This is a genomic window from Pseudomonas sp. LF020 (assembly GCF_053456425.1).
Genome location: NZ_JBRFIX010000001.1, coordinates 446,970 through 469,598 on the forward strand (window position 1 = coordinate 446,970; position 22,629 = coordinate 469,598).

Here is a 22,629-nt window from a genome sequence, read left to right on the forward strand (position 1 = left end):
CTGTGCAGTCTTACGGCTGCACAGCCCGCATTTAATGGATATAATCCCGCTCTTTCGCCGCAAAGCCCTGCGCGCGGTGGCAATCTGATCGCCGAGACACCCCCATGCCGATGTACGATTATCAATGTGCTTCCTGTGGTCATCAGTTGGAAGCCATTCAAAAGATCAGCGAGGCACCGCTGGTCGACTGCCCTGCCTGTCAGGCGCCAGAGCTCAAGAAACAGCTGTCCATGCCGGGTTTTCGCCTCAGCGGCAGCGGTTGGTACGAAACCGATTTCAAGACCGGAGCCAAGAAGAATCTGGCCGGTGGCGACAAATCTGACTAGGGTTCAAACCCTGGTCGAACGACACGCGTGAGATTTCGCAGTGCTTGAGTGCGACGGAATCTCCACCGAATTTCGAATTACGAGAAGCGAAACCACTACCATGATGCGCAGCCATTATTGCGGCCAACTGAACGAAAGCCTGGAAGGCCAGGAAATTACCCTTTGCGGATGGGTTCACCGTCGTCGCGACCACGGCGGGGTGATTTTCCTCGATATCCGTGATCGTGATGGTCTGGCTCAGGTGGTGTTCGATCCGGATCGCGCCGAGAGCTTCGCCGCCGCCGATCGCGTGCGCAGCGAATACGTGGTGAAGATCACCGGCAAGGTACGTCTGCGTCCGGCCGGTGCGACCAACGCCAACATGGCGTCGGGCATGATCGAAGTGCTGGGCTACGAGCTGGAAGTGCTGAACGAGTCGGAAACCCCGCCGTTCCCGCTCAACGAATACTCCGACGTCGGCGAAGAAACCCGTCTGCGCTACCGCTTCCTGGATCTGCGTCGTCCGGAAATGGCCGAGAAGCTGCGTCTGCGTTCGCGCATGACCACCAGCATCCGTCGCTTCCTCGACGAGAACGGCTTCCTCGACGTCGAAACGCCGATCCTGACCCGCGCGACTCCGGAAGGCGCCCGTGACTACCTGGTGCCGAGCCGTACTCACGCCGGTTCGTTCTTCGCGCTGCCGCAATCGCCTCAGTTGTTCAAGCAACTGCTGATGGTGGCCGGTTTCGACCGTTACTACCAGATCGCCAAGTGCTTCCGCGACGAAGACCTGCGTGCCGACCGTCAGCCTGAGTTCACTCAGATCGACATCGAGACCAGCTTCCTCGACGAAAAAGACATCATGGGCCTGACCGAAGGCATGATCCGCAACCTGTTCAAGGAAGTGCTGGATCTGGAATTCGGCGAGTTCCCGCACATGACCTTCGAAGAAGCCATGCGCCGTTACGGTTCCGACAAGCCGGACCTGCGTAACCCGCTGGAACTGGTCGACGTTGCCGATCAGTTGAAAGAAGTCGAATTCAAGGTGTTCAGCGGCCCGGCCAACGATCCGAAATGCCGTATCGCGGCACTGCGCGTTCCAGGCGGGGCGAGCATGCCGCGCAAGCAGATCGACGACTACACCAAGTTCGTCGGCATCTACGGGGCCAAGGGCCTGGCGTACATCAAGGTCAACGAGCGCGCTGCCGGTGTTGAGGGTCTGCAATCGCCGATTGTGAAAAACATCCCTGAAGCCAACCTGAACGTGATCCTCGATCGCGTCGGTGCGGTTGACGGCGATATCGTGTTCTTCGGCGCCGACAAGGCCAAGATCGTCAGCGAAGCCTTGGGCGCGCTGCGTATCAAGCTGGGTCACGACCTCGACCTGCTGACTTGCAAGTGGGCGCCAATGTGGGTCGTCGACTTCCCGATGTTCGAAGAAAACGACGATGGCAGCTTCTCGGCGCTGCACCACCCGTTCACCGCGCCGAAGTGCTCCCCTGAAGAGCTGGAGGCCAACCCGGCCGGCGCTCTGTCCCGCGCCTACGACATGGTGCTCAACGGCACCGAGCTGGGTGGCGGTTCGATCCGTATCCATCGCAAGGAAATGCAGCAAGCGGTGTTCCGTCTGCTGGGTATCAATGAAGCGGAACAGGAAGAGAAGTTCGGCTTCCTGCTTGACGCGCTGAAGTACGGTGCACCGCCGCACGGTGGTCTGGCCTTCGGTCTGGACCGTCTGGTGATGCTGATGACCGGCGCCCAGTCGATCCGTGAAGTGATCGCCTTCCCGAAAACCCAGAGTGCTGCGGACGTCATGACCCAAGCGCCGGGTGTGGTGGATGCCAAGGCACTGCGCGAGCTGCACATTCGTTTGCGCGAAACGCCAAAGGCTGAGTAAGACGGGCCTGAAGGCGCATCTTCGGATGCGCCTTTTTTCTTTCTAGAGAGAGCAGGTCGAGATTTTTTGTTTGCTGGCCGCTGCGTGAGCAGGGCGGGCAACGTTTCAAGAGAATTCGGAGCGAGTTATGGCAGGTCATTCCAAGTGGGCGAACATCAAGCACCGCAAAGAACGTCAGGATGCCAAGAGAGGCAAGATCTTCACCAAGTGGATCCGTGAACTGACCGTTGCGGCCCGCCAGGGCGGCGGTGATCCGGGTTCCAACCCGCGTCTGCGTCTGGCCCTGGACAAGGCCCTTGGCGCGAACATGAGCCGCGACATCATCGATCGCGCCGTGGCGCGTGGCGCCGGTGCGACCGAAGCGGACAACGTTGAAGAGCTGACCTACGAAGGTTACGGCCCGGGTGGCGTGGCGGTGATGGTCGAATGCATGACCGACAACCGCAACCGTACCGCTGCAGCCGTCCGCCATGCATTCAGCAAGTGTGGCGGCAACCTCGGCACCGACGGGTCGGTCGCGTACCTGTTCGAGCGCAAGGGACAGATCAGCTTCGCCCCGGGCGTCGACGAAGACGCCCTGACCGAAGCGGCGCTGGAAGCCGATGCCGACGACGTCGTTAGCCATGAAGACGGCTCGATCGACGTGTTCACCTCGTTCACCAGCTTCTATGCGGTGCGTAACGCGCTGGAAGCGGCCGGGTTCAAGGGTGACGACGCGGAAATCGTCATGCAGCCGACCACCAGCGCCGAACTGGATCTGGAAGGCGCGGAGAAGGTGCTCAAGCTTATCGACATGCTCGAGGATCTGGATGACGTGCAGAACGTCTATTCAAACGCAGACATTCCGGAAGACGTGGCCGCTCAGCTCGGTTAAGAGCGACTACGATTCAATGTGGGAGCTGGCTTGCCAGCGATGGCGTCGGCACATCAGGCAATGATGGCGCCTGACACTCCGTCATCGCTGGCAAGCCAGCTCCCACATTTGTTTTTGTGTTATTTCGAACCAGCAGGCGTTATGACTTTAATTCTGGGTATCGACCCCGGCTCGCGCATCACCGGTTACGGGATTGTTCGCGATACCGGACGCGGCGGCTGCATCTATGTGGCCTCGGGCTGCATCCGAACCGGCGCCGGCGAGCTGCATGAGCGGCTGCAAATCGTTTATCGCGGCGTGCGTGAAATCATTCAGACCTATGGCCCGGTGACCATGGGCATCGAAAAAGTGTTCATGGCGAAAAACGCCGACTCGGCGCTCAAGCTCGGGCAGGCTCGCGGTGCGGCGATTGTCGCAGGCGCCGAGGAAAGCCTGGAGATTGCCGAATACACCGCCACCCAGGTCAAGCAAGCCGTGGTCGGCACCGGCGCTGCCAATAAGGAGCAGGTGCAGATGATGGTCATGCACATGCTCAAGCTGACCAGCAAACCGCAGATCGATGCCTCGGATGCCCTGGCCATCGCCATTTGTCACGCGCATACACGTTCCAGCCTGCTGCCGCACGGCTTGGGAACCGCACGCAGTCGTGGCGGGCGCCTGCGTCTCTGATAGCATCAGCAATCATTTTTGCGGAATGCGGATTTCGCGCCTGGGTCGTCGGCCCGATTTTCGCCTTCCATCTGTCGCCAGCCCTTGGCTGGTCAACGCTCAAGGATCTGAAACGTGATTGGACGCTTGCGCGGCACCCTGGCTGAGAAACAGCCGCCGCACCTGATTCTGGATGTAAACGGCCTCGGGTATGAGCTGGAAGTGCCCATGACCACCCTTTATCGTCTGCCGTCGGTCGGTGAACCGCTGACGCTGCACACCCATTTGGTCGTACGCGAAGACGCGCAATTACTCTATGGCTTCGCCGGCAAGCGCGAGCGAGACTTTTTTCGCGAGTTGATCCGTCTCAATGGTGTCGGGCCGAAATTGGCCCTGGCCCTGATGTCGAGTCTGGAAGTCGACGAGCTGATCCGCTGCGTGCAATCCCAGGATACTTCGGCGCTGACCAAGGTCCCGGGTGTCGGCAAGAAAACCGCGGAACGCCTGCTGGTTGAACTGAAGGATCGCTTCAAGGCCTGGGAAACCTCGCCGGCCATGTTCGCCCTGGTGCCGAACCAGCCGGACGGCCCGGCGCCGGTCAACACCGCTGAAAACGATGCGGTCAGTGCGTTGATTTCCCTGGGCTACAAGCCGCAGGAAGCGAGCAAGGCGATTACCGCCATCAAGGACAAGAATTTGAGCAGTGAAGACCTGATCCGCCGCGCCCTGAAGGGAATGATTTAAGTGATTGAAGCTGATCGTCTGATCGCCGCCGCGCACAGCCCGCGCGAGCGCGAAGAAGTCCAGGACCGGGCCATTCGCCCGGTCAGTCTGGCCGACTATATTGGCCAGCCGACCGTGCGCGAGCAGATGGAACTGTTCATCCAGGCGGCGCGTGGTCGCAGTGAATCGCTGGATCACACGTTGATCTTCGGCCCGCCGGGTCTGGGTAAAACCACGCTGGCCAATATCATTGCCCAGGAAATGGGCGTGTCGATCAAGAGCACGTCCGGTCCGGTGCTAGAACGTCCGGGGGATCTGGCGGCACTGCTGACCAATCTTGAGCCGCACGACGTATTGTTCATCGACGAAATCCATCGTCTGTCGCCCATCGTTGAAGAAGTGCTGTATCCGGCGATGGAAGACTTCCAGCTCGACATCATGATCGGCGAAGGGCCGGCGGCGCGCTCGATCAAGCTTGATCTGCCACCGTTCACCCTTGTCGGCGCCACCACCCGTGCCGGCATGCTGACCAACCCGTTGCGTGACCGCTTCGGTATCGTCCAGCGTCTTGAGTTCTACAGCACGGCGGATCTGGCGACGATTGTCAGTCGGTCGGCGGCGATTCTCGGTCTGCCACTGGATCCGGAGGGTTCTTTCGAAATCGCTCGTCGTGCCCGTGGTACGCCGCGGATCGCCAACCGTCTGCTGCGTCGGGTGCGCGATTTTGCCGAGGTCCGGGCCAAGGGTCATATCACCAAGTCGGTGGCCGATCTGGCGTTGAATCTGCTGGATGTCGATGAGCATGGCTTCGATCATCAGGACCGGCGCTTGCTGCTGACCATGATCGAGAAGTTCGATGGCGGTCCGGTGGGCATCGACAGCCTTGCGGCTGCCATCAGTGAGGAACGCCATACCATCGAAGACGTGCTGGAGCCGTACCTGATTCAGCAGGGTTACATCATGCGTACGCCACGCGGCAGGGTGGTGACGCGGCATGCGTACCTGCATTTCGGTTTAAACATTCCGTCACGAATGGGCGAGATGCCCGTGGCAGACGAGTTTCTCGATGCCGTGGACGATTGATACACATTTTTTCGCGATTTATTCAGCGTTTGTACTGTCACAGGACGGTACTTTTGCGGTAAAGCCTTAAACACTGAAAAAACAGTTGCCTGGCCGGATTGGCAACCCGAGGAGTAAGCACTAGAGTATGCGCGCGCAAAACGGGCTTGAGCCGTTCGCACATCGTTGTCGCGTTTATTACGAGGACACCGATGCGGGCGGCATCGTGTATTACGTTAATTACCTCAAGTTTATGGAACGGGCTCGAACCGAGCGGCTCCGGACGCTGGGCTTTGCCCAGTCGGAACTGGCCGGAGAGGACCTGTTGTTTGTCGTGCATTCCAGCGAAGCGCGCTACCACGCGCCGGCGCGACTGGACGACGAACTGCTGGTAAGCGCTGATGTAATCGAATTGAACCGTGCCAGCCTGCGCTTCAAACAGCAGGTCAGGCGGGCCACGGATAATGTGCTGCTCTGTGAAGGGCAGTTTCTGGTGGCCTGTGTGCGCACCGACAGTTTGAAACCCCGGGCCATGCCCGAATCCTTGCGTGCGGCCTTTGCCGACGCGGGCGGCACGGGTACACACTCAAAGCAGGAGATAAAGCGTGGAAGCTAACGTCGTCGACCATTCCTCCATGTGGAGCCTGGTCAGCAATGCCAGCATCGTGGTGCAGTTGGTAATGTTGACCCTGGTGGCCGCATCGGTGACCTCATGGATCATGATCTTTCAGCGCAGCAATCTGCTGCGCGCCGGTCGACGCGCCCTGGAGAGCTTCGAAGAGCGCTTCTGGTCGGGTATCGATCTGTCCAAGCTGTACCGTCAGGCCGGCAGCAACCCGGATCCTGATTCGGGCGTGGAGCAGATCTTCCGTGCCGGTTTCAAGGAATTCTCCCGTCTGCGTCAGCAGCCAGGTGTTGATCCGGAAGCGGTGATGGAAGGTGTGGCCCGTGCCATGCGCGTTGCCATCTCCCGTGAGGAAGAGAAGCTGGAGCAGAGCCTGCCGTTCCTTGCCACCGTTGGTTCGGTCAGCCCGTACATCGGTCTGTTCGGTACCGTGTGGGGCATCATGAACTCCTTCCGCGGTCTGGCCAGCGCCCAGCAGGCGACCCTGGCCACCGTGGCCCCGGGTATCGCCGAAGCCCTGATCGCCACCGCGATCGGCCTGTTCGCCGCGATCCCGGCCGTTATCGCTTACAACCGTTTCTCTGCCCGCAGCGAAACCTTGCTGAGCCGCTACTACACCTTCGCCGATGAGTTCCAGGCGATCCTGCACCGCAAAGTGCACACCAGCGAAGAATAAGCAGGTATTTCCCGATGGCTTTAATCGCTCGAGCCCGAAACAAGCGCAAGCCGGTCGCCGAGATGAACGTGGTGCCATACATCGACGTGATGCTGGTGCTGCTGGTTATCTTCATGGTGACCGCGCCGATGCTCAATCAGGGCGTGAAAGTGGATCTGCCCAAGGTTTCCAGCGAAGCCTTGCCGCAGGACAACAACACTCAGGTGCTGACCATTTCGATCAAGGCTGACAAGACCTACTACTGGAACCTTGGCAGCGAAGTCGATACTGAAAAGCAGCAGGACAGGGCCATGACGCTGCCACAGATGACTGACGCGGTGACCAAGATCATTCGCGCCGGTACCGAAGGCGGCAAGCGTACCCAGGTCTTCATTCGTGGCGACAAGTCGGTCGACTACGGCGCCGTCATGGGTGCCATGGGCGGGTTGCAGAAAGCCGGGGTCGGTAATGTTGGTTTGATTACCGAGGCCCCCTGATGCAGCAACAGCGAGAGCCGTCCGCCTCGGAAAGCTACTTCTGGCCCAGTGTTCTGGCGATTGTCCTGCACGTGCTGGTGTTCGGCATGCTGTTCGTCAGTTTTGCCTTCACACCCGAGTTGCCGCCGGCCAAGCCGATCGTCCAGGCGACCCTGTACCAGCTGAAATCGAAAAGTCAGGCAACCACCCAGACCAATCAGAAGATTGCGGGTGAGGCGAAGAAATCCGCCGCGCGCCAGACCGAAGTCGAGCAGATGGAACAGAAAAAGGTCGAGCAGGAAGCGGTGAAGGCTGCGGAACAAAAGAAAGAAGAAGCGGCTCAAAAGGCCGAGGAAGCCAAGAAGGCCGACGAGGCGAAGAAAGCGGACGAGGCGAAAAAGGCTGATGAAGCCAAGAAAGCCGACGATGCGAAGAAAGCCGAGGCCAAGAAGGCAGAAGAGAAACAATTGGCTGATATAGCCAAGAAGAAAGCCGAAGAAGAGGCCAAGGAAGAGGCCAAGAAAGCGGCCGCTGAAGAAGCCAAGAAGAAGATCGTCGAAGACGCGAAGAAGAAAGCCGCCGAAGACGCCAAGAAAAAAGCTGAAGCTGAGGAGGCGAAGAAGAAAGTCGCCGACGAAGCGAAGAAGAAAGCTGCTGCTGATGCTGCGAAGAAGAAATCGCAGGAAGCGGCACGTAAATCCGCCGAAGAGAAAAAGGCTCAGGCCCTGGCAGATTTGCTTTCCGACACGCCACAGCGTCAACAGGCCTTGGCCGATGAGCAGGGTGACGAAGTTGCGGGCAGTTTCGATGACCTGATTCGTGCGCGGGCAGCGGAAGGTTGGGCGCGTCCTCCTTCGGCACGCAAAGGCATGACGGTCGTGCTGCAAATCGGCATGTTGCCGGACGGTACGGTGACTTCGGTCAGCGTGGCCAAGTCCAGTGGCGATGGTCCGTTCGATGCGTCGGCAGTCGCGGCAGTGAAGAATATTGGACGTTTGACAGAAATGCAGGGAATGAAGCCGAGCGATTTCGCTCCGTATCGTTCATTCAAGATGACATTCACACCTGAGGATCTAGCCTTGTGAGAAACCTTCTTCGAGGAATGCTGGTCGTGATCTGCTGCATGGCAGGGATCGCGATGGCTGATGAAAAGAACATTCTGGTCACCAGCGGCAGCGATCGGGCCACCCCGATCGCCGTCGTACCGTTCGGCATGCAGGGCGGTGCCGTGCTGCCGGACGACATGGCAGAAATCATTGGTAACGATTTGCGGAACTCGGGCTACTACTCGCCGATTCCAAAGCAAAACATGATCAGCCAGCCAAGCCAGCCGAGCGAAATCATCTTCCGTGACTGGAAGGCGGTGGGTGCTCAATACATGATGGTCGGCAGCATTGCTCCGGCAGGCGGTCGTCTGCAGGTGCAATGGGCACTGTTCAACGTGGCCACCGAGCAGAAAGTGGCTGACGGCAGTGTTTCCGGTACCACCGAGCAACTGCGTGACATGGCGCACTTCATCTCTGACCAGTCGTTCGAAAAACTCACCGGTATCAAAGGTGCGTTTTCGACCCGTCTGCTGTACGTGACAGCCGAGCGTTTTTCCGAGAAGAACACTCGCTACACCCTGCAGCGTTCGGACTACGACGGTGCCCGTGCGGTAACTCTGCTGCAATCGCGCGAGCCGATCCTGTCGCCGCGTTTCGCCCCGGATGGCAAGCGTATCGCTTACGTGTCGTTCGAGCAGAAGCGTCCACGGATCTTCATGCAGAACATCGACACCGGTCGCCGTGAGCAGATCACCAACTTCGAAGGCCTGAACGGCGCGCCAGCCTGGTCGCCGGATGGCAATCGCCTGGCTTTCGTACTGTCGAAAGACGGCAACCCGGACATCTATGTGATGAACCTGGGTTCGCGTCAGATCACTCGCGTGACGGCAGGTCCTGGCATCAACACCGAACCGTACTGGGGCAAGGATGGTTCGACCATCTACTTCACCTCGGACCGTGGCGGCAAACCACAGATCTACAAAACCAGCGCCAATGGCGGCGGTGCCGAGCGTGTGACCTTCATTGGCAACTACAACGCCAACCCGAAGCTTTCGGCGGATGAAAAGACGCTGGTGATGATCCATCGCCAGGATGGTTTCACCAATTTCAAGGTGGCGGCCCAGGATTTGCAGCGAGGTAGTGTAAAGATCCTCACTGATAGCACTCTGGACGAGTCACCCACTGTTGCGCCCAACGGCACCATGGTAATCTACGCCACCCGCCAGCAGGGCCGGGGAGTCTTGATGCTCGTGTCCATTAATGGACGCGTGAGGCTCCCGCTTCCTACCGCACAAGGCGAAGTCAGAGAACCGTCCTGGTCCCCTTACCTGAACTGACGCGGCGCTTTACGTTTTACTTAACACACTGGGGTTCATTAGGAGTTTCACGATGGAAATGCTGAAGTTTGGTAAATTTGCTGCGCTGGCTCTGGCCATGGCTGTAGCTGTAGGTTGCTCGTCCAAAGGCGGCGACAACGCCGGTGAAGGCGCTGTTGATCCAAACGCTGGTTACGGCGCAAACACTGGTGCCGTTGACGGTTCCCTGAGCGAAGAAGCTGCTCTGCGCGCAATCACCACCTTCTACTTCGAATACGACAGCTCGGACCTGAAGCCAGAAGCCATGCGCGCTCTGGACGTTCACGCCAAAGACCTGAAAGCAAACGGCGCTCGCGTTGTTCTGGAAGGCAACACCGACGAACGTGGTACTCGTGAGTACAACATGGCACTGGGCGAGCGTCGTGCGAAAGCCGTTCAGCGCTACCTGGTACTGCAAGGTGTTTCCCCAGCTCAGCTGGAACTGGTTTCCTACGGCGAAGAGCGTCCAGTTGCTACCGGCAACGACGAGCAGTCCTGGGCTCAAAACCGTCGCGTCGAACTGCGTAAGTAATTCGATATGCGAACGTGCCGTCGTGCTGTAACTGTCCTGGCTCTCAGTCTCGCACCGCTTGCGGTGTGGGCTGCGGTTCCTGTGGTCGATGACAACTCCGGTTATAACAATAGCGGGAGCAGTTATCCGCCTGCGGGTTACGGTACGAACGGCGCCTATGCCGGGGGAGCGGCTTCGGCCCCTGCCTCGGCACAGGGCATGCTGTTCAACCAACTGCAACAGATGCAGGATCAGATATCGCGCCAACAGGGTGTGATCGAAGAACTGCAGAATCAGGTTGCGCGCATGAAGCAGGAATCCCTGGAGCGATACCAGGATCTTGATCGGCGCATAGGATCCGGTGCTGCACCTGCCGCGACTCCTGAGAATTCTTCTGCCGGTGGCGACGCAAGTGCTGTTGCCGGTGCTGCCGCTGGCGCCGGGGCTGCTGCCGCCCAGGCACCTGCTGCAAGTAGCGAACCGGGTGATCCGGCCAAGGAAAAGCTGTATTACGATGCCGCTTTCGACCTGATCAAAGCCAAGGACTTCGACAAGGCCAGCCAGGCTTTCTCGGCATTCCTGCGCAAATACCCGAACAGTCAATACGCGGGCAATGCCCAGTACTGGTTGGGCGAAGTCAATCTGGCCAAGGGTGATCTGCAGGGCGCAGGTCAGGCTTTTGCCAAAGTTTCGCAGCTTTATCCCAAACACAACAAAGTGCCGGACTCGCTGTACAAGCTGGCTGATGTAGAGCGCCGCCTGGGTCATACCGACAAGGTCAAAGGCATTCTGCAACAGGTGGTTTCCCAATACCCGGGGACCTCCGCTGCTCAGTTGGCCCAACGCGATCTGCAACGCATGTAAGTGTGTTTGACCCGTTTGGAAGAAACCCGCGCTTGTCGCGGGTTTTTTCGTTAGAATTCACGCCCTTTTTCTGAAACACGCTTCTGGTGATCTACGCGTTGGCGGGGTTGCCGGAAGTGCCTGACGGAGGCGGACAGCCTGTTTAGCTGTTACGCCCGTGGCGACTATGCAAGACACATTGAGAATTACCGAAGTTTTCTACTCGTTGCAGGGGGAAACTCGGACAGCCGGGCTGCCCACGGTTTTTGTGCGCCTGACCGGTTGCCCGTTGCGTTGCCAATACTGCGACAGTGCCTATGCGTTCAGCGGCGGTACGATTCGTACCCTCGACGACATCCTCGAGCAAGTGGCCGGATATCGTCCGCGCTATGTCTGTGTAACCGGCGGTGAACCGCTGGCACAGCCGAACGCCATCCCTTTGCTCAAGCAGTTGTGTGATGCCGGATATGAGGTCTCCCTGGAAACCAGTGGTGCCCTCGACATCTCGGCAGTAGATCCGCGCGTCAGTCGCGTGGTCGACTTGAAGACGCCCGATTCCAAAGAGGCGCACCGCAACCGCTATGAAAATATCGAACTGTTGACGTCCAACGATCAGGTGAAGTTTGTCATCTGTTCGCGGGACGACTACGACTGGGCGGTCTCGAAGCTGATCCAGTACGGTCTCGATCGACGTGCGGGTGAAGTGCTGTTTTCCCCAAGTCATCATGACCTCAATGCCAGGGATCTGGCGGACTGGGTGGTGGCAGACAACCTGCCAGTGAGGTTGCAACTGCAACTGCATAAATATCTATGGAATGACGAGCCGGGGCGCTGATATGACTGAACAACTGAACACTCACGAAAAACGTGCGGTCATCCTGCTGTCGGGTGGCCTCGATTCGGCCACGGTGGTGGCGATGGCCCGAGCTGAAGGTTACGCCTGCTACACCATGAGTTTCGATTACGGCCAGCGCTCTCATGCGGAGCTGCATGCCGCCGCGCGCGTCGCCCGCGATCTGGGTGTGGTCGAGCACAAAGTAATCGGCCTGAACCTCAACGGCATGGGCGGCTCGGCGCTGACCGACACCAGCATCGACATCCCGGAAGAGTTGGGCGAGGGCATCCCGGTGACCTACGTGCCGGCGCGCAACACGGTGTTCCTGTCGCTGGCATTGGGCTGGGCGGAAGTGCTCGGCGCCCGTGACATCTTTATCGGCGTCAACGCGGTGGACTACTCCGGTTACCCGGATTGCCGTCCCGAGTTCATCGAATCCTTCGAGCGCATGGCCAACCTGGCGACCAAGGCGGGTGTGGAAGGCAACGGTTTCCGCATCCAGGCACCGCTGCAGAACCTGAGCAAGGCGCAGATCGTCCAGGCGGGCGTGAAGCTCGGCGTCGATTATGGCCTGACCGTTTCCTGCTATCAGGCGGACGATAACGGCCGCGCCTGCGGTAAATGCGACAGCTGCCGCCTGCGTGCAGAGGGCTTTGCAGCGGCCGGTGTAAGCGATCCAACACCTTATTTTTGATTTTTTTCAAAAAGGTGTTGAATAGTCCTTAAAAATCAGTATTATACGCGCCACCACACAGCGGGTCGTTAGCTCAGTTGGTAGAGCAGTTGGCTTTTAACCAATTGGTCGTAGGTTCGAATCCCACACGACCCACCATATTTGGCGGTTTAGAAAATCCGGAAGGCCCACGAAAGTGAGGATTTCCGGGTTTTTTTTTGCCTGCGATTTCGCGGGCTCCCGCGTCTTGAGGCTGGATCAGGCGCCGCTGCGAAAGTCTCGAATGCGCGACGCCTGCGGCCATCAGAGCAGGTAGGCGATACCTTGTGTCGGGAGGGCATGAACCTGAGTCATCAGGTAATCGCGCAGTTGGCACATCTGCTGCGACTTGGGGCTGGCTTTCAGCCAGGTCATATAATAGCCATCCCCTGTCGCCACAGCGCTTTTGAATGGAAGCCGCAACTGGCCGGCCTGAATCTCCTGAACAACCAGCACCAGATCTGCCACGGAGATTCCCATACCCTGTACGGCAGCGGCAATTCCCTGATCCAGGGTGTCGAACAACTGGCCGCGCTCTATATTGGTGGTATCAAGGCAGCCCATTCTTTTCAGCCATCGTCGCCAGTCTCGCCGGTCAGTGGAGGGATGCAGCAATTCATGATCGTTGAGCGACGACAGTTTGAGGTCTTCCGGCTCCAGATACCCAGGACTGCAAATGGGGATCAGCCATTCATCAAACAGTTTAAAGCTCTCCATGGCCGGGCCGAAATTGCCATCCCCCAACAGAATCGCGCAATCATAGGGCTCGGAGTAGAAGTCGACCTCGTCAACATCCATCCAGACACTGGAGAGTTGCACAGAGCAATGGCTGTTGTGTTTATTGAATTTATCCAGCGCTCTGAGAAGCCAGCGAATCGTCAGCGTCGAAGGTGCCTTGAGGCGCAGCCGATGACGATCCACCTTCAATAGCTCACAAGCACTTTCGATGATCTTGAAGCCGACCTTCAACTCGTCTGCGAGCAGTCGCCCATGTTCGGTCAGGCTGATTTTTGGTCCGTGGCGTTCGAAAAGGCTGCAACCGAAAAGTTCTTCGAGGGTTTTAACATGATGACTCACCGCACTTTGAGTGACCGATAGCTCGCTGGCTGCCTTGCTGAATGAGACAAAGCGCGCTGCGACCTCAAATGCGCGTAAGGAATACAGTGCGGGAATCCGTTCCGTCATACAGGTTTCTACCATGAGTAAAACTAATAAGAGATCATAATCTAACTCGTTTTACAACGATCCCGGCCTCTCCCAGAATGCGTCTTCTAAAAAAGGTATATGCATATAACTTTTTTTGAGCATCATCATGGAGATGCAATGGTAGCTATACACGGACGTTGTTTTAACAAGCTGGATTGGCTTGAGAATCTGCAGGTGTATGAGTCGCTCAAGACGACTTGGGTAACATCGGCATTAGACGTGTTCGAAAGTGTCGTACGCCAGGCCTCTTTTCCCTGTCTGTTTGGGATGAAAGCGGTGAAGTCTTCGAATATCGAACTTTTGTTTGTCAGTAAAGAGTCTGACGTTACCGACTTCATGACGGGGCTTGCTTCTTATTTGAAAAAGGTGAATGCCTGGCCACTGAAATGTAGAGTCGGCAAGCCCTTGATCGTACTGTTGGAAAACAACGAGTTTGATTCTCTTGAACAAGAGCAACTTTATGCCTGGGATCTTTTGCAGAGGCTGCACAACCAGGATCCCGGGCCATGGCCAAGAGAGATTTCGGCCGACCTGAGTAGCGAAAAATGGTCATTCTCTTTCATGGGGATACCTCTTTTCGTGAACATGAACTTTCCCCGGCATCGCCTGATGAAAAGCAGGAACCTGGGGACGCATATCGTATTCGTGATCAATCCTCGAGAAAATTTTGACCAGGTGGCTGCCGGTAACTCGCTGAGCGGACAACGTATTCGTGCACGTATTCGTTCCCGTTCTGATGCCTACAACGGAGGCGTGTACTCCAGAACGCTCGGTGTTTTTGGTGATCCGGGCAACTTTGAAATCAAACAATACCAACTTGAAGAACCGGGATCACTGAGTCATGAGCGATGCCCTTTTCGAATGAATATCGATTAACCGACAGCGGGGCCAGCAAGGCGTGAATACTGCATTAGCCATTACCTATATCTTGACCGTCATGCTTTTGATAGCGACGCCTGGCCCCGTCGTCGCGCTAGTGGTCGCGACTGCCAGCGCTGCCGGGCCGAGAAAGGCGTTCTCGACGGCGATAGGCACGAACTGGGCCTCCTTGGTGCTGATTGCACTGGCCTCTTACATCATCGTTGCCAGCGCTGCTGTCAATGTCGTGTTGTTGAACATGCTCAGCTTGCTGGGTTGTCTTTTTATCGGTTACCTGGCGCTTGATGCGCTGAAGAACAATCCGGCATCTGCGGAGGCACAATCCCCGGATAAACAAGCGATGCAGGGTGGTCTGTGGCACGGGTTCATCGTGGGTATTTCCAACCCCAAAGACATTATTTTCTTTATCTCATTCTTTCCCCAGTTCATCCAGATTACCTCTTCCTCGAAGCACAGCCTGATCCTGCTCTCGTTACTCTGGGTTGTGATCGATTTTGCCATTCTGGGTTTATATATTTTCATGACCAGGAAACTGCTGAGTAAAACCAGCAGCCACTTGATTTCCAGGGGCTCGGGTGTCGCATTGCTTTTGATTGCCTTGTCCGGGCTGATCTATAACGTGCGCGAACTGTTCAATTTGTCATGAGTTGACTGCTTGTACGGTCTGGTTATCCGAAGCAATTCAATGCCATCAATCAAGGATCGAATAATGGCCGGTAGTACTTCTGCGTTACCTGATGACGAAGTGCCGAGTTTTCTGGCGATCTCTTCGACGGAACTCGCGACGCTGCGATATAGCCCTCGTCAATGGTTTTTCAGGCTGATTAACCAGGAACAGAGTCATGGGCTGATGGAGTTGGTCTGGAACAATATCGATCAATATCTGAATCCTCATCGCGCGGTGGGCGAGGTTGCAGATCTTGCTGCGTTTATTGTTGCGGGACAGCGCGATATCCAGGCACTCGGGGCGCAAATTCGTCAGGACATGCCAGACACTCTTCACGATGCGCCGCAGCGACGTCATTTTTACTATCAATATGCGCCGTTGTTTAAAACCCTCGGTGGCTGGCTTTGCGGCGTGACTTCGATCGCCTACGCGTGGCGCAAGGATGGTGGTTTGCTGCTTCAGACACATGCTCGGCTGGTCGGGGGAGGGTATCCGTCCTTGAGCCAGAGCTATTTGTTCGAGCAGGCCGCACGGCAGGCGGGGGTGCACTTGAATGAAGTATTCGCGAACAGTTTCAGTCATGACCCGAACATAGAGGGCGCCGCTTACGAGCTACCGGTGTTCTTGCTAGGCCTGGCAAGTTTTCCAGCGACACGGTTCGCCGAAACCCTGGGCGTCAATCTTGCAATGTGCGGTTATCTCGATCAGCTCAACATCCTGTGTGCGCAAGCGGGCAACCCTGTCTTTGGCTGGTCATCCAGCGACCGGTATTGGCCGGCGGCGGCGGAGGCCATTGACTATTTCCTGGCGCAGGTCGATTCGCAGGCGCATGACCGGATCGCCACAGGCTTTGCTTGCGCACTGAGTCTGATTCAGAAAAGTGAAAAACGCCTGGCCAGCGAACTCAAGGATGAAGCGCGTTTCAGTAATGCGGCGGCCATGCTCGCATTGATTGAAAAACTGGGTCCTCATGGCTGCGGTTATCACAAGCGTGGGCAACTGGCCGACCAACCGATCGACCATTGGCTGGATCCGCAAACCTTCAATGCGCAGGCGACGATTCAGGCGCTGGCGAACTCTCGTTACGTCAGGGCTGGCCAGCCGGGAAAAAGCGCGTTGATGAATCTCATCAGTCACCCGAAAGGCAGGATGTTCGGGGTTTTTTCTGCGCAAGATATTCAAGTCGTCGATACCTGGATCGCATCGCTGAACAGAGAGAGTTTGAGTGTTGTTGCTCCGCCGCCGCTGACCGCTCCATCTCCTGAGCAATCGGCAACGCTTTGCGAAAAAGCACTGGCTCAAGCCCGGCAACTGGCACTGGCCAAGTATTCCGATTATTCGCTACAGCAGCTTTACCCCCTGTTCCTTCATATTGACAAGGCGCCTGATGCCCTGCCGGCAGCCAGGCTTTTTGCCGAGCGGTGGTTGGCACACCATCAACAGGCTGTGCGCAGTGAAGGACTGCCGTTCAGTGTTTACAGCCATCAACGATTGGATCAGTGGTTAGCCGCGCAGCACAAGCGACAGGTTGAAAGCTACCGACCATTGACGCAGGCACCCGAAGAAAGTCGCGAGGAGATTATTGCCGACGCGACGCGGCTGGCGCCCTTGACCCTGATCGATGGTGCCTGGCTGCGAAACATCGTCAAGCCGGCGATTGTCACCAGTCCGGTCGGCGCATTGCTATACCGCACTCTGATCGACGAGCTCGGCCAAGGCGATACAGCGCTCCATCACGGCAATATCTACCAGGAGCTGTTGATCAGTATGGGGGTCGATGTCGGGACGTTCACGGCTCGGTCCTTTGCTGCATCCACGCATTTTGACGATGACTGTCTGCAGGTTCCGGTGTTCTGGCTCGCCATTTCACTGTTTCCGCAAAGTTTTCAACCGGAAACCCTGGGTTTGAATCTCGCCATGGAACTGTCGGGTGTGGGAGGCGAGTATCGCCGTTCGGCTGACGTCTTGCGGCACTACGGCTTCAACTCGATGTTTACCGACCTCCACAACACCATCGACAACGTGGTCAGTGGCCACACAGCCTGGGCCATCGAGGCGATCAAACTACATCTGGATGATGTGGCGCAGAACGGTGGGCAAACGGAACTCGCTCACCATTGGCAGCGCGTCTGGGTCGGCTACCGTGCGTTGAGCCCGCCCGAAGCGTCACTGCTGGCCACGCTGCGTGACTTTACCCGACGCAGTTACAACAAAATCACACAACGGCAGGATGCATTATGAGCTACGGATTTCTATCTTTCATTTTGGCGGTACTGGTCATCAACCTGGCGCCCGGGCCAGCGATGCTGTACGTGATGAACCAATCGCTCAAGCATGGCGTAAGGACCGGTTTGCGGGCGGCGGCGGGCGTTGAGTTTGGAGTGTTTTTCTACGTGTTGCTGGCAGCATTCGGCCTGGTACTGATTTTCAAGGAAGTGCCGCTGCTGTATCGCGCAGTGCAGATTGCCGGGGCTTTTTACTTGTTGTATCTGGCCTATATTTCCTGGCCCCGCCGTCCTGTTGGCGGTACGGCTGAAGGCAGCGAAATCCCGCCAGCGCCAGCCAGCTATGCGTTTAGCAAAGGCATGCTGATCAACCTGTCGAACCCCAAGATCGGCCTGTTTTTTATCAGTCTGCTGCCGCAATTCGTGCCGTCCGATGCGAGTCCTGCGTGGCTGCATTTTCTGCTTTACGGGCTCATTTTCAATATCGGCGGGATTCTGGTGAATATGACGGTCGGGCTGACCGCGCATTCATTGCGAGGCGCCATCCAGCGCGCCACCTGGTTTGACTATCTGCCGCCCGTGCTGTTTTTCGCCATTGCGATTTTCGCCTTCGTGCAGGGGGTGGTATGAGTTACATTCTTGGAATCTCGGCGTTCTACCATGACAGCGCGGTGGCCCTGCTGAAGGACGGAAAAATCGTCTGCGCATTGCAGGAAGAGCGTTTTTCACGGGTCAAACAGGACAAGCGCTTCCCGGCCAAAGCCTTGCTCGCCTGCCTGGATCAGGCAGGTATCACGCTGGCGGATATCAGCTGGCTGGCCTATTACGAAGACCCGAGCATCAAGTTCGAGCGAATCTGCAACACCTACAAGAGCAATTTCCCGCGAGGCGCTCTGGCGTTCGCGCAAAACTACACCCGCTTCGTCGCGCGAAAGGACGTCAAGGGCATCATCGCTCGCGAACTGCAGACGCTATTTCCCGGCGTGGCAATGCCCCCGTTGTATCTGTGTCAGCATCATTTGAGTCACGCGGCTTCGGCGTTCTATCCGTCACCGTTCCAGGATGCCGCTGTGTTGTGTGTCGACGGTGTAGGGGAGTGGTCGACCACCACCGCCTGGCATGGCACCGGTAATCGTCTCGAACCGCTGTTCGAGGTTCGTTTCCCTCATTCTCTTGGCTTGTTGTATTCGGCATTCACCTATTACTGCGGGTTCAAGGTTGACTCCGGGGAATACAAGCTCATGGGGCTGGCGCCCTACGGTGAGCCGAAATATGTCGAGACCATTCTGGAGCATCTTATCCGGATCGAAGACGACGGCATTTTCACGCTGAATCGCCAGTACTTCGATTATGAGGTGGGCGAGCGGATGATCAGCGATGCCTTTGAGACCTTGTTCGCTGGCCCGCCGCGCGAACCCGAGGCTCTCATCACTCAACGGGAAATGGATTTGGCGGCCTCCATCCAGGTGGTCACCGAACAGGTCATGCTCGGACTTGCCCGCAAGGTCAAGGCAATGACCAACGCCGAGCATTTGTGCCTTTCCGGTGGTGTGGCCCTGAATTGTGTGGCCAACGGCAAACTGGCCAGATCCGGGTTATTCAAAAGTTTGTTCATCCAGCCAGCCTCGGGGGATTCCGGGGGCTCTCTTGGCGCCGCGTTGCAATGCCATTTTGAAAAGACCGGGATGCAACGTCAGGCGGACGGCACCGAGGACAGCATGCAAGGTGCCTATCTTGGCAATGCTTACAGTGATGACCAGATCGAACAGTACCTGTGTGAGCTGAAAGCCAACTATCAAAAGCTCGATCCGTTGGCCTTGATCGAGGCGACGGCCGCGCGGTTGGCCGAAGACAAAGTCATCGGATGGTTTCAGGGGCGCATGGAATTTGGCCCACGCTCTCTCGGCTCGCGATCGATTCTGGGGAACCCTCGCTCGGAACACATGCAGAGCGTCATGAACCTGAAAATCAAGAATCGTGAGTCGTTTCGCCCGTTTGCCCCAGTGGTTCTGGCCGAAAAGGCGCACGAATGGTTCGATCTGGATCAACCGTCGCCCTACATGTTGATCGTCGCGCCGGTACAGCCTGACAAGCGAGAGCCAAACGTGAATGACGTCGGCTATATCGGTATCGAGAAGCTCAAGCTCAAGCGCTCGCAAATACCGGCAGTGACTCACGTGGACTTCTCCGCTCGGGTGCAGACCGTGGATGGCAGACACAATCCGCGGTTTCGACAGTTACTCAGCTCATTTGCCGAGCGGACGGACTGCCCGGTACTGATCAATACCTCGTTCAACGTTCGGGGGGAGCCGATCGTTGAAAGTCCGGAAGACGCCTACCGCTGCTTCATGCGCACGGAAATGGATTGTCTGGTGATCGGTCAGTTTCTGCTGACCAAGTCCGACCAGCCTCAATGGAATGAAGAGACCGACTGGAGAACGCACTATGCCCTTGACTGACAAACCCGAACTGAATCACCACCAGGCGGTGCAGGAGGTCTACAGGTGGACCCCGCAAATCCGTGATTACGATAGCTTCATGCACATCGGCGCGCGCTGGGTGCCCTATACCATGTACTTCCATGAAAAGAACTTTCGTTCGCCGACGATCAATACCGACGCATTCGGATTTCGTTACAGCGAATATCAAGGCCAGCGGTTTTCGGTCACTGAGCTTCCGGCCAATGGCAAGATCAACTTGCTGGTGGGCGGTTCGACCGCACTGGGTGTGGGCGCTACGCGCGATGCGTTTACCGTGGCTTCCAGGCTCAGCGAGTTGACTGGCGAGGTGTGGCTGAATTTTGCCGGCCGGGGCTACAACTCTACCCAGGAATTATTGATGTTCCTCATGCATCAGAAGCGTCTGGGCGATATCGGTCATGTCGTGGTGTTCAGCGGCATCAACACCCTGGCTCTGGAGGGTATCCCCGACGAGTTCGCCAGCGAGCATGGGCGTTATTACTACTCGTTTGAATTTCAGCATTACATGAATAAATTCAATGAGGACATGCAACGCAAAAAGAACTCGTTCAGTTCCAAGGGGGGCGAGTCCTGGCTGCAGCGCTGCAAGAAAGCATTGTTCTATGAAAACCCGGCGGATGAAGTCATCACCGACGAGGGGATCTCGCTGGACGAACGTCTGGAGCGCGCGGCTGATTCCATCACCGACGCATTGAAGCAATGGCAACTGCTGCTGTCGGGCAGTGGCGCTACCCTGAGCTTCGTCCTTCAACCCCTGTCCCACTGGTGCCGGGATCAACTGACGGCGGATGAAGAAGCTGTATTCCATGCCATCGACAGCTGTCCGAACAATTTCTACCGGCTATTCAGCGGCGTACTGGGCAAGGAAGTGCACGCGCCGTTTTTCGCGCATATTCAGGCGAAGGCCGGTGACATCCGCTGCCTGGACATGAATTCCATGCTCAGGCAGTCGCCGGTCTTCAACGAAACCCTTTTTGTCGATCGCGTCCACTTCAATGACCTGGGCAACGAGCAATTGGCAAAACTCATCAGTGCCGAACTAGGCCTCTATCGGGAGCAACAGCATGGGCATCATTCGAAAAATCTTGAGTCTGTTCAAGCGTAAGAAAAAGAAACGTGGCGGTTCCATCTACCCGCTGCGCTAGATCGGCAAATCCGGCAGGCAAGATTGCAGGTATTTACGCGATCTGCTGTATCTGGCGGTTCGGCAAATCCGGAGGTCTCCATGCGCGTGAGATTTCCGGATTTTTTTTGCCTGTGATTCAGCTGCCTGTCCTTTCATTGTTGCCTGCGCCGACACAGGTCAGAATCATCTTTTGTATCAACGGGATATTCTGTAGCCTTGCGCAGCTTCAACGCTGTCCGTGCCTGATAAAACTCACTCTCCCGGCGGTACCCTCAAGCGGTCCGGAGCCGGGTGTATACTCGACTTTCGCGCGAAAGCGCCTGCAGGTCTTGCGAACATGACGCAGATTTCCGAACGCCTTCTGGTTCAAGCCCACCTCGATGCCAAACAGCCCAAACCGCTGACTGCCGAGGAAGAGGCCTACTACCGTTCCGCCATCGCCGCCGAGCTCAAGGCTCAGGACGCGGTGCTGGTGGCCCACTTCTATTGCGATCCGGTGATTCAGGCCCTGGCCGAAGAAACCGGCGGCTGTGTGTCCGACTCCCTCGAAATGGCGCGCTTCGGCAACGCTCACCCGGCCAAGACTGTGGTGGTCGCCGGGGTGAAGTTCATGGGCGAGACCGCGAAGATCCTCAACCCGGAAAAACGCGTGCTGATGCCGACCCTGGACGCGACCTGCTCGCTGGACCTGGGTTGTCCGGTGGACGAGTTCTCGGCGTTCTGCGATCAGCACCCGGAGCGCACGGTGGTGGTGTACGCCAACACCTCGGCTGCGGTCAAAGCCCGGGCTGACTGGGTGGTGACGTCGAGCTGCGCGCTGGAGATCGTCGAAAGCCTGATGGACAACGGCGAGACCATCATCTGGGGCCCGGACAAGCACTTGGGCACCTACATTCAGCGCAAGACCGGCGCCGACATGCTGCTGTGGGACGGCGCGTGCATCGTCCACGAAGAGTTCAAATCCAAGCAGCTCGAAGACATGAAAGCGCTGTACCCGGACGCCGCGATTCTGGTGCACCCGGAGTCACCGACTTCGGTGATCGAGCTGGCAGATGCCGTCGGTTCCACCAGTCAGTTGATCGCTGCCGCGCAAAGCCTGCCGAACAAGACCCTGATCGTCGCCACCGACCGTGGCATCTTCTACAAGATGCAGCAGCTGTGCCCGGAAAAGGTCTTCATCGAGGCGCCAACCGCCGGTAACGGCGCCGCGTGCCGCAGTTGCGCACATTGCCCGTGGATGGCGATGAACACCCTTGAGCGCACGCTCAAGAGCCTGAAGGAGGGGACGAACGAGATCTTTGTCGATCCGGCGTTGATTCCGCAGGCGATCCGCCCGTTGAAGCGCATGCTGGATTTCACTCAGGCGGCGCGGATGAAGCTGGCGGGTAACGCCTAAGCTCTAAAGACAAAAGATCGCAGCCTGCGGCAGCTCCTACATTTAATCCCTGTAGGAGCTGCCGCAGGCTGCGATCTTTTTTA

Annotated in this window: 23 protein-coding genes and 1 tRNA gene; 23 read left to right on the top strand and 1 reads right to left on the bottom strand. The window is 57.3% G+C overall.

All coding sequences use genetic code 11. From position 1 onward, the window contains the following. Window positions 1-104: 104 nt before the first annotated feature. The 16 genes from ACU680_RS02080 (at window position 105) to ACU680_RS02155 (ending at window position 12,687) form a co-directional block, all read left to right on the top strand. Window positions 105-326, top strand: a complete 222-nt coding sequence (locus tag ACU680_RS02080; RefSeq protein ID WP_003227532.1) for an FmdB family zinc ribbon protein — start codon at window positions 105-107, stop codon at window positions 324-326. 100 nt (window positions 327-426) lie between these two features. Further along, window positions 427-2,202 (top strand): aspartate--tRNA ligase, encoded by a 1,776-nt coding sequence (gene aspS, locus ACU680_RS02085; protein WP_003227530.1) that lies wholly within the window; start codon window positions 427-429, stop codon window positions 2,200-2,202. 127 nt (window positions 2,203-2,329) lie between these two features. Beyond that, window positions 2,330-3,076 carry a YebC/PmpR family DNA-binding transcriptional regulator gene (locus ACU680_RS02090; protein ID WP_003227527.1) on the top strand — a complete coding sequence of 249 codons (747 nt, stop codon included), beginning with the start codon at window positions 2,330-2,332 and terminating at the stop codon, window positions 3,074-3,076. A gap of 141 nt (window positions 3,077-3,217) precedes the next feature. Further along, on the top strand, window positions 3,218-3,745 hold the full coding sequence (gene ruvC / locus ACU680_RS02095; protein WP_007951206.1) for a crossover junction endodeoxyribonuclease RuvC: 528 nt from the start codon (window positions 3,218-3,220) through the stop codon (window positions 3,743-3,745). A gap of 114 nt (window positions 3,746-3,859) precedes the next feature. Beyond that, window positions 3,860-4,468, top strand: coding sequence for a Holliday junction branch migration protein RuvA (gene ruvA, locus ACU680_RS02100; RefSeq protein ID WP_003227522.1), 609 nt, complete (start codon window positions 3,860-3,862; stop codon window positions 4,466-4,468). Further along, window positions 4,469-5,530, top strand: a complete 1,062-nt coding sequence (gene ruvB / locus ACU680_RS02105; protein WP_007962024.1) for a Holliday junction branch migration DNA helicase RuvB — start codon at window positions 4,469-4,471, stop codon at window positions 5,528-5,530. It abuts the gene before it with no gap. 127 nt (window positions 5,531-5,657) lie between these two features. Further along, window positions 5,658-6,125 carry a tol-pal system-associated acyl-CoA thioesterase gene (gene ybgC, locus ACU680_RS02110; protein ID WP_027612533.1) on the top strand — a complete coding sequence of 156 codons (468 nt, stop codon included), beginning with the start codon at window positions 5,658-5,660 and terminating at the stop codon, window positions 6,123-6,125. Further along, complete coding sequence (tolQ, locus tag ACU680_RS02115; protein WP_007912733.1) at window positions 6,115-6,810, top strand: protein TolQ; 696 nt, start codon at window positions 6,115-6,117, stop codon at window positions 6,808-6,810. The genes ybgC and tolQ overlap by 11 nt, the downstream gene beginning before the upstream one ends. 23 nt (window positions 6,811-6,833) lie before the next feature. After that, window positions 6,834-7,286 carry a protein TolR gene (gene tolR, locus ACU680_RS02120; RefSeq protein ID WP_161794900.1) on the top strand — a complete coding sequence of 151 codons (453 nt, stop codon included), beginning with the start codon at window positions 6,834-6,836 and terminating at the stop codon, window positions 7,284-7,286. Further along, window positions 7,286-8,350, top strand: a complete 1,065-nt coding sequence (gene tolA / locus ACU680_RS02125) for a cell envelope integrity protein TolA (RefSeq protein WP_007962027.1) — start codon at window positions 7,286-7,288, stop codon at window positions 8,348-8,350. The genes tolR and tolA overlap by 1 nt, the downstream gene beginning before the upstream one ends. Window positions 8,351-8,367: 17 nt before the next feature. Then, a complete protein-coding gene (tolB, locus tag ACU680_RS02130) occupies window positions 8,368-9,648 on the top strand; it encodes a Tol-Pal system beta propeller repeat protein TolB (RefSeq protein WP_177325710.1) in 1,281 nt (426 codons plus the stop codon). Window positions 9,649-9,700: 52 nt separating this feature from the next. Continuing rightward, on the top strand, window positions 9,701-10,198 hold the full coding sequence (pal, locus tag ACU680_RS02135) for a peptidoglycan-associated lipoprotein Pal (RefSeq protein WP_003178634.1): 498 nt from the start codon (window positions 9,701-9,703) through the stop codon (window positions 10,196-10,198). Between the two features lie 6 nt (window positions 10,199-10,204). After that, window positions 10,205-11,041 (top strand): tol-pal system protein YbgF, encoded by an 837-nt coding sequence (gene ybgF, locus ACU680_RS02140; RefSeq protein ID WP_448178531.1) that lies wholly within the window; start codon window positions 10,205-10,207, stop codon window positions 11,039-11,041. A gap of 166 nt (window positions 11,042-11,207) precedes the next feature. Continuing rightward, on the top strand, window positions 11,208-11,855 hold the full coding sequence (queE, locus tag ACU680_RS02145; RefSeq protein WP_007962032.1) for a 7-carboxy-7-deazaguanine synthase QueE: 648 nt from the start codon (window positions 11,208-11,210) through the stop codon (window positions 11,853-11,855). Between the two features lies 1 nt (window position 11,856). After that, window positions 11,857-12,549 carry a 7-cyano-7-deazaguanine synthase QueC gene (queC, locus tag ACU680_RS02150; protein ID WP_007962033.1) on the top strand — a complete coding sequence of 231 codons (693 nt, stop codon included), beginning with the start codon at window positions 11,857-11,859 and terminating at the stop codon, window positions 12,547-12,549. Between the two features lie 62 nt (window positions 12,550-12,611). Beyond that, window positions 12,612-12,687: transfer RNA gene (locus tag ACU680_RS02155), tRNA-Lys, on the top strand. Window positions 12,688-12,831: 144 nt separating this feature from the next. On the opposite strand, the gene ACU680_RS02160 is transcribed toward ACU680_RS02155, so the two are convergent. Further along, on the bottom strand, window positions 12,832-13,752 hold the full coding sequence (locus tag ACU680_RS02160) for a LysR substrate-binding domain-containing protein (RefSeq protein ID WP_367085512.1): 921 nt from the start codon (window positions 13,750-13,752) through the stop codon (window positions 12,832-12,834). A gap of 138 nt (window positions 13,753-13,890) precedes the next feature. On the opposite strand from ACU680_RS02160, the gene ACU680_RS02165 reads away from it, so the two are divergent. The 7 genes from ACU680_RS02165 to nadA all read left to right on the top strand — a co-directional run bounded on the left by ACU680_RS02165 (window position 13,891) and on the right by nadA (window position 22,546). Further along, window positions 13,891-14,649, top strand: a complete 759-nt coding sequence (locus ACU680_RS02165; RefSeq protein ID WP_448178532.1) for a YqcI/YcgG family protein — start codon at window positions 13,891-13,893, stop codon at window positions 14,647-14,649. A gap of 22 nt (window positions 14,650-14,671) precedes the next feature. Further along, entirely contained in the window at window positions 14,672-15,298 is a 627-nt protein-coding gene (locus ACU680_RS02170; protein ID WP_448178533.1) for a LysE family translocator, read from the top strand. Window positions 15,299-15,361: 63 nt separating this feature from the next. Continuing rightward, entirely contained in the window at window positions 15,362-17,560 is a 2,199-nt protein-coding gene (locus ACU680_RS02175; RefSeq protein WP_448178534.1) for an iron-containing redox enzyme family protein, read from the top strand. Next, window positions 17,557-18,174 (top strand): LysE family translocator, encoded by a 618-nt coding sequence (locus ACU680_RS02180; protein ID WP_007962045.1) that lies wholly within the window; start codon window positions 17,557-17,559, stop codon window positions 18,172-18,174. Before ACU680_RS02175 ends, ACU680_RS02180 begins: the two co-directional genes overlap by 4 nt. Beyond that, window positions 18,171-20,003 (top strand): carbamoyltransferase family protein, encoded by a 1,833-nt coding sequence (locus tag ACU680_RS02185; RefSeq protein WP_400763874.1) that lies wholly within the window; start codon window positions 18,171-18,173, stop codon window positions 20,001-20,003. The genes ACU680_RS02180 and ACU680_RS02185 overlap by 4 nt, the downstream gene beginning before the upstream one ends. Further along, a complete protein-coding gene (locus tag ACU680_RS02190) occupies window positions 19,990-21,129 on the top strand; it encodes an SGNH/GDSL hydrolase family protein (RefSeq protein ID WP_448178535.1) in 1,140 nt (379 codons plus the stop codon). Before ACU680_RS02185 ends, ACU680_RS02190 begins: the two co-directional genes overlap by 14 nt. A 358-nt stretch (window positions 21,130-21,487) precedes the next feature. Further along, complete coding sequence (gene nadA / locus ACU680_RS02195) at window positions 21,488-22,546, top strand: quinolinate synthase NadA (RefSeq protein ID WP_448178536.1); 1,059 nt, start codon at window positions 21,488-21,490, stop codon at window positions 22,544-22,546. The last annotated feature ends 83 nt before the right edge of the window (window positions 22,547-22,629 follow it).

Excerpts from the sequence above, each read along its gene's own strand:
- tolA (WP_007962027.1), top strand. The coding sequence starts at position 7,286 with ATGCAGCAACAGCGAGAGCCGTCCGCCTCGGAAAGCTACTTCTGGCCC.
- ACU680_RS02080 (WP_003227532.1), top strand. The coding sequence starts at position 105 with ATGCCGATGTACGATTATCAATGTGCTTCCTGTGGTCATCAGTTGGAA.
- ybgC (WP_027612533.1), top strand. The coding sequence starts at position 5,658 with ATGCGCGCGCAAAACGGGCTTGAGCCGTTCGCACATCGTTGTCGCGTT.
- ACU680_RS02185 (WP_400763874.1), top strand. The coding sequence starts at position 18,171 with ATGAGTTACATTCTTGGAATCTCGGCGTTCTACCATGACAGCGCGGTG.
- ACU680_RS02165 (WP_448178532.1), top strand. The coding sequence starts at position 13,891 with ATGGTAGCTATACACGGACGTTGTTTTAACAAGCTGGATTGGCTTGAG.
- ACU680_RS02090 (WP_003227527.1), top strand. The coding sequence starts at position 2,330 with ATGGCAGGTCATTCCAAGTGGGCGAACATCAAGCACCGCAAAGAACGT.
- ACU680_RS02180 (WP_007962045.1), top strand. The coding sequence starts at position 17,557 with ATGAGCTACGGATTTCTATCTTTCATTTTGGCGGTACTGGTCATCAAC.
- aspS (WP_003227530.1), top strand. The coding sequence starts at position 427 with ATGATGCGCAGCCATTATTGCGGCCAACTGAACGAAAGCCTGGAAGGC.
- queC (WP_007962033.1), top strand. The coding sequence starts at position 11,857 with ATGACTGAACAACTGAACACTCACGAAAAACGTGCGGTCATCCTGCTG.
- ruvC (WP_007951206.1), top strand. The coding sequence starts at position 3,218 with ATGACTTTAATTCTGGGTATCGACCCCGGCTCGCGCATCACCGGTTAC.
- queE (WP_007962032.1), top strand. The coding sequence starts at position 11,208 with ATGCAAGACACATTGAGAATTACCGAAGTTTTCTACTCGTTGCAGGGG.
- tolB (WP_177325710.1), top strand. The coding sequence starts at position 8,368 with ATGCTGGTCGTGATCTGCTGCATGGCAGGGATCGCGATGGCTGATGAA.
- nadA (WP_448178536.1), top strand. The coding sequence starts at position 21,488 with ATGACGCAGATTTCCGAACGCCTTCTGGTTCAAGCCCACCTCGATGCC.
- ACU680_RS02175 (WP_448178534.1), top strand. The coding sequence starts at position 15,362 with ATGGCCGGTAGTACTTCTGCGTTACCTGATGACGAAGTGCCGAGTTTT.
- ybgF (WP_448178531.1), top strand. The coding sequence starts at position 10,205 with ATGCGAACGTGCCGTCGTGCTGTAACTGTCCTGGCTCTCAGTCTCGCA.
- ACU680_RS02160 (WP_367085512.1), bottom strand. The coding sequence starts at position 13,752 with ATGACGGAACGGATTCCCGCACTGTATTCCTTACGCGCATTTGAGGTC.
- pal (WP_003178634.1), top strand. The coding sequence starts at position 9,701 with ATGGAAATGCTGAAGTTTGGTAAATTTGCTGCGCTGGCTCTGGCCATG.
- ACU680_RS02190 (WP_448178535.1), top strand. The coding sequence starts at position 19,990 with ATGCCCTTGACTGACAAACCCGAACTGAATCACCACCAGGCGGTGCAG.